The sequence below is a fragment of the Pseudomonadota bacterium genome (genome assembly GCA_039714795.1).
Classification (GTDB): Bacteria; Pseudomonadota; Alphaproteobacteria; order JAGOMX01; family JAGOMX01; genus JBDLIP01.
Map to the genome: position 1 here is coordinate 1 of JBDLIP010000137.1, position 4,195 is coordinate 4,195.

Genomic DNA, 4,195 nt, shown 5'->3' on the forward strand with positions numbered 1-4,195 from the left:
TTTCAGCCCCGTAGCAATTCCAAATCTTGTCACAAACCTCCTGAAAAACATCCTTGAACTTCTTCTTGCAGCTATCTCTGATTTTAATAAAGCCATGCAAAAAGCAGATAATAATACAGATGGTCGGAAATAAGGACGCTAGGAAAAATAACATTTATAATCGTGTTTCGCGTTCTGTTGCTTGATCTTGCTGCGTAACGCTGTCTATAAAGTATTTTAGTTAGATTGTAAAGGTTATTTTTCCTAGCGTCCTAAGGTCCTCCACTCTAATCCTGTGGCTGCCCAGCCATCAGTATTAACTGTTTCTGGGCTATAGTCAGGGTTAACGTTTTTTGATTAGGAAAAATCTCCTTACCCACTCAAAACGCAAAAGAGCCGAAAATATCATAATCTTCATGAGATAACCCTGTCACATAAGTGGTCAGTTATTGACGCACAGCCTGGGAACAGATAACTTGGCTTAAAGGTTACACAAGCATCTCGTAGATCCATGATAGCAAAACCACTATGTTTCCAACAAATGATTGCACAGCTCCAAGAATTTTGGGGACAAAAGGGCTGTGTAATGCTACAGCCCTACGATGTAGAAGTTGGTGCGGGGACATTCCATTCGGCAACCGTTTTAAGAGCGCTGGGGCCTGATTCGTGGAAGGCCTGCTATGTGCAACCTTCGCGCCGTCCCACGGATGGGCGGTATGGTGACAACCCCAATCGAGTGCAGCAACATCACCAACTGCAAGTCATTTTAAAGCCATCTCCTAAGAATGTGCAGGATTTATATTTGCAAAGCTTGGTAGCCATTGGCATTGATCCGTTGGTGCACGATATCCGTTTCGTCGAAGATGACTGGGAAAGTCCGACGTTAGGAGCAGCAGGATTGGGATGGGAAGTGTGGTGCGACGGCATGGAGGTCACTCAGTTTACCTATTTTCAACAGGTCGGAGGCTTTGAATGTAATCCCGTTTCTGCAGAGCTCACCTATGGTTTGGAACGCCTAGCATTGATGGTGCAAGGTCTTGAAAACTTTTATGATCTAGATTGGAATGGCGCTGAAGGCAAAGAGAAAATCACTTACCGTGATGTACAGCTGCGTGTTGAGCAAGAGTTTTCAAAATACAATTTTCAATATGCCAATACCACCAAGCTCTTGCAACATTTCCAAGATGTTGAGGAAGAATGCCACAATCTTTTGGATCACAACCTTGCTCTTCCCGCTTATGAGCAATGCATTAAAGCCAGTCATCTCTTTAACTTGCTAGATGCTCGGGGGGTGGTCAGCGTCACCGAGCGCCCCAACTACATTGCTCGCGTACGCGCACTCGCCAAAGGATGTTGTTCCGTTTACCTGGGAGAAAATCCATGATGCAAACAGCTAATCTCTTAATAGAATTGCTTTCAGAGGAAATCCCAGCCCGTATGCAATTGCAAGCAGCAGCAGATTTCAAACGCTTGTTTACCGAACAGTTTAAGCAGGCGCAAATAACCTGGGAGACAATCGATACGTTTGTTGGTCCGCGTCGCTTAGTCCTTGTGGGTAAAGATATTTCAATCCAGCAACGAGATCGCACGCAAGAACGCCGAGGACCCCGGGTTAATGCCCCCACCAAAGCCATTGAAGGTTTTCTCAAATCAGCAGGCTTAAGCAGTGTAAGCGAGTGTGAGCAACGGGAAACAGACAAAGGTACTTTCTTGTTTGCCACGCAATACATAAAAGGACTAAAAACCTGTGATATCGTCCCCGATATGTTAACTGCCGTCATCAAGAGCTTTCCCTGGCCCAAAGTGATGCGTTGGAGTGGCAACACGCAACCCTGGGTCCGTCCTCTGCATAGCATTTTATGTTTGTTTGGTGACCAGGTGGTTCCAGGTCAGCTTGATCTGGGGGAAGCCAAAATCAAGTTCGGAAATTGCACGCTTGGGCATCGATTTATGGCACCAAACTCCCTAACGATCAAGTCTACAGAAGACTATTGGGAACAACTCGAAAGAGCTCTTGTCCTTGTGTGCCAAGGACCTAGAAAGAAAATGATTCAACACCAAATCAAGCACTTGGTAAAAAAACATAGCCTTGTTGTACACGAAGATCCCAAGCTATTGGATGAAGTCACCGGTTTAGTTGAATGGCCGCAGGCCATGTTAGGAAATATTGAACCCGAATTTATGTCTCTCCCCAGAGAAGTGCTGGTCACATCGATGCGCGTGCATCAAAAGTACTTTGCGCTTGAAAAAGCAAATGGCGAATTGGCTCCCCATTTTATTGTGGTTGCCAATATCAAAGCGCTGGATGGGGGAACGACACTGGTTAAAGGGAATGAAAGAGTTTTAAGGGCGCGCCTAGCTGATGCTCAATTTTTCTACGACCAGGACCGAAAGTATTCTCTTGAAGAACACGGTAAGAAACTAGATAGCGTGATCTTTCATGCGCAATTGGGAAGCCTGGGTCAGAAAATTGCTCGCATGCAGGGGCTTGCTGAACAATTGGCTCCTCACATGTCCGCCGATGTCACCCAAGCTCGGCGAGCCGCTCTTTTATGCAAAAGTGATTTGCTCACCGAAATGGTGGGAGAGTTTCCAGAACTGCAAGGCATTATGGGATCTTACTACGCTACACATGATGGAGAACCCACTGCTGTCGCACAGGCTATTGCCGATCATTACAAACCCCGTGGTCCGCAAGACAATTTGCCCACTGACTCTGTGGGAGATGTGGTCGCATTGGCAGACAAATTGGATACACTGGCAGGCTTTTTTGCTGTTGGCATCAAACCGACTGGAACGAAAGATCCCTACGCTCTAAGACGCACTGCACTGGGAATCATTCGTATTGCCGAACGGCATCAAGATCTTAATCTTATGCCGTACCTAACTAAAGCTTACGAGTTCTACACTGCAAAGGATTTGCAGTCCAAGGAACAAGTTTTGCAAGAGTTGAAAACATTTCTGTTAGATCGCCTGAAAGTACACTGGCGCGAGCAAGGACAGCGTCACGATCACATTGCTGCTGTTTTTGCAGTAGCGAAAGAAACTCCACTGGCTCTTTTGCATCAAAGAGTGCTTGCCCTGCAAAATCTAATGTACGGTAAAGATGCCGTTGGCGAGGATCTATTGAGCGCCTATAAACGCGCCTGCAACATCGTTCGAATCGAAGAAATAAAAGACAACAAGCGCTACAACGGAGACGTCAATACGAAAGCACTTGTCGAACCCGAGGAGCTCAAGCTACACCAATCACTGGTAACTAACCTAACCGAGATTGAATCCAGCCTTGCACAAAATGAATATTCACAGAGCATGACCTATCTCGCTAACCTTAAACCGGACATCGATGCATTCTTTGATAAGGTCTTAGTTAATGCCAAGCAAGAGGATCTGCGCATCAACCGCCTTAAACTGCTGGCTTTCATTCGTGATATCTTCAACAGAATTGCTGATTTCGGGGTGATTGAGGGAACGAAATGATTTGCCGTTGCATTGAAATGATGATCATGGTAGCAATGGCACTAACTTAAGGAGAAATCGTTTAGAACAAAGGGTTTGCAGCGATGAAGTATGGGCACCCACCTAAGGGTTCCCACAGGCAAAACGGCGGATTTGTTGAGGAAGGTGGCAAACTTAAGAACGAGATCGCAAGATCAATTTCTCGAAAATGACTTTCAGGTCAATATTGACGCCATTTCAGCGCTTAAGTTAGTGCCATTGGTCAAAAGATCTATTTCTAAAAGCTTGAAACGCTACAATATCGAAGAAAAAAAGAATTCAATTTTTTCTAACCTTGACTGTTTAATGTCAGGTTTAGCAATTTTTACCTTCAAATTTTCTTCTCTGTTAAAGTTTGACAGAATTCGCAATGCTGTAGACAAAGCAAAAAATAATTTAAAGCAATTGTTTAATTTAGAAAAAACGCCATGTGATACACAGGTTCGAACACGTCTAGATGTTATAACACCTGATGTTTTACGATCTAGTTTCAAAAGGATATTTGCTCTTTTACAGCGTGGAAAAATTCTTGATCTGCGCTGCACCCCGGGATATTTATAAAAATATTTAGAGAGGTTGGCTGGCTAAGTCGGAGAATGTTAAAAAAAAGGACAACCAGAAGTTGCCCCCTCTCTAAACATTTTGCGATCATCGGCGTCCCCGCCTGTACCGCAGGAGTATGAATAACATAGACTGAAGTTAGGTCCAAGCACATTTT

General features: G+C 44.6%; 3 protein-coding genes. All 3 read left to right on the forward strand.

Going from position 1 to position 4,195, the window contains the following annotated elements:
- Nucleotides 1-493: 493 nt before the first annotated feature.
- The gene (locus tag ABFQ95_07840; protein MEN8237432.1) at nt 494-1,363 is read left to right on the forward strand and encodes a glycine--tRNA ligase subunit alpha; all 870 of its coding nucleotides are present in this window, start codon (nt 494-496) and stop codon (nt 1,361-1,363) included.
- Nucleotides 1,360-3,459, forward strand: coding sequence for a glycine--tRNA ligase subunit beta (gene glyS, locus ABFQ95_07845; GenBank protein MEN8237433.1), 2,100 nt, complete (start codon nt 1,360-1,362; stop codon nt 3,457-3,459). Before ABFQ95_07840 ends, glyS begins: the two co-directional genes overlap by 4 nt.
- Nucleotides 3,460-3,603: 144 nt before the next feature.
- Nucleotides 3,604-4,038, forward strand: coding sequence for a hypothetical protein (locus ABFQ95_07850; protein MEN8237434.1), 435 nt, complete (start codon nt 3,604-3,606; stop codon nt 4,036-4,038).
- Nucleotides 4,039-4,195: the final 157 nt, after the last annotated feature.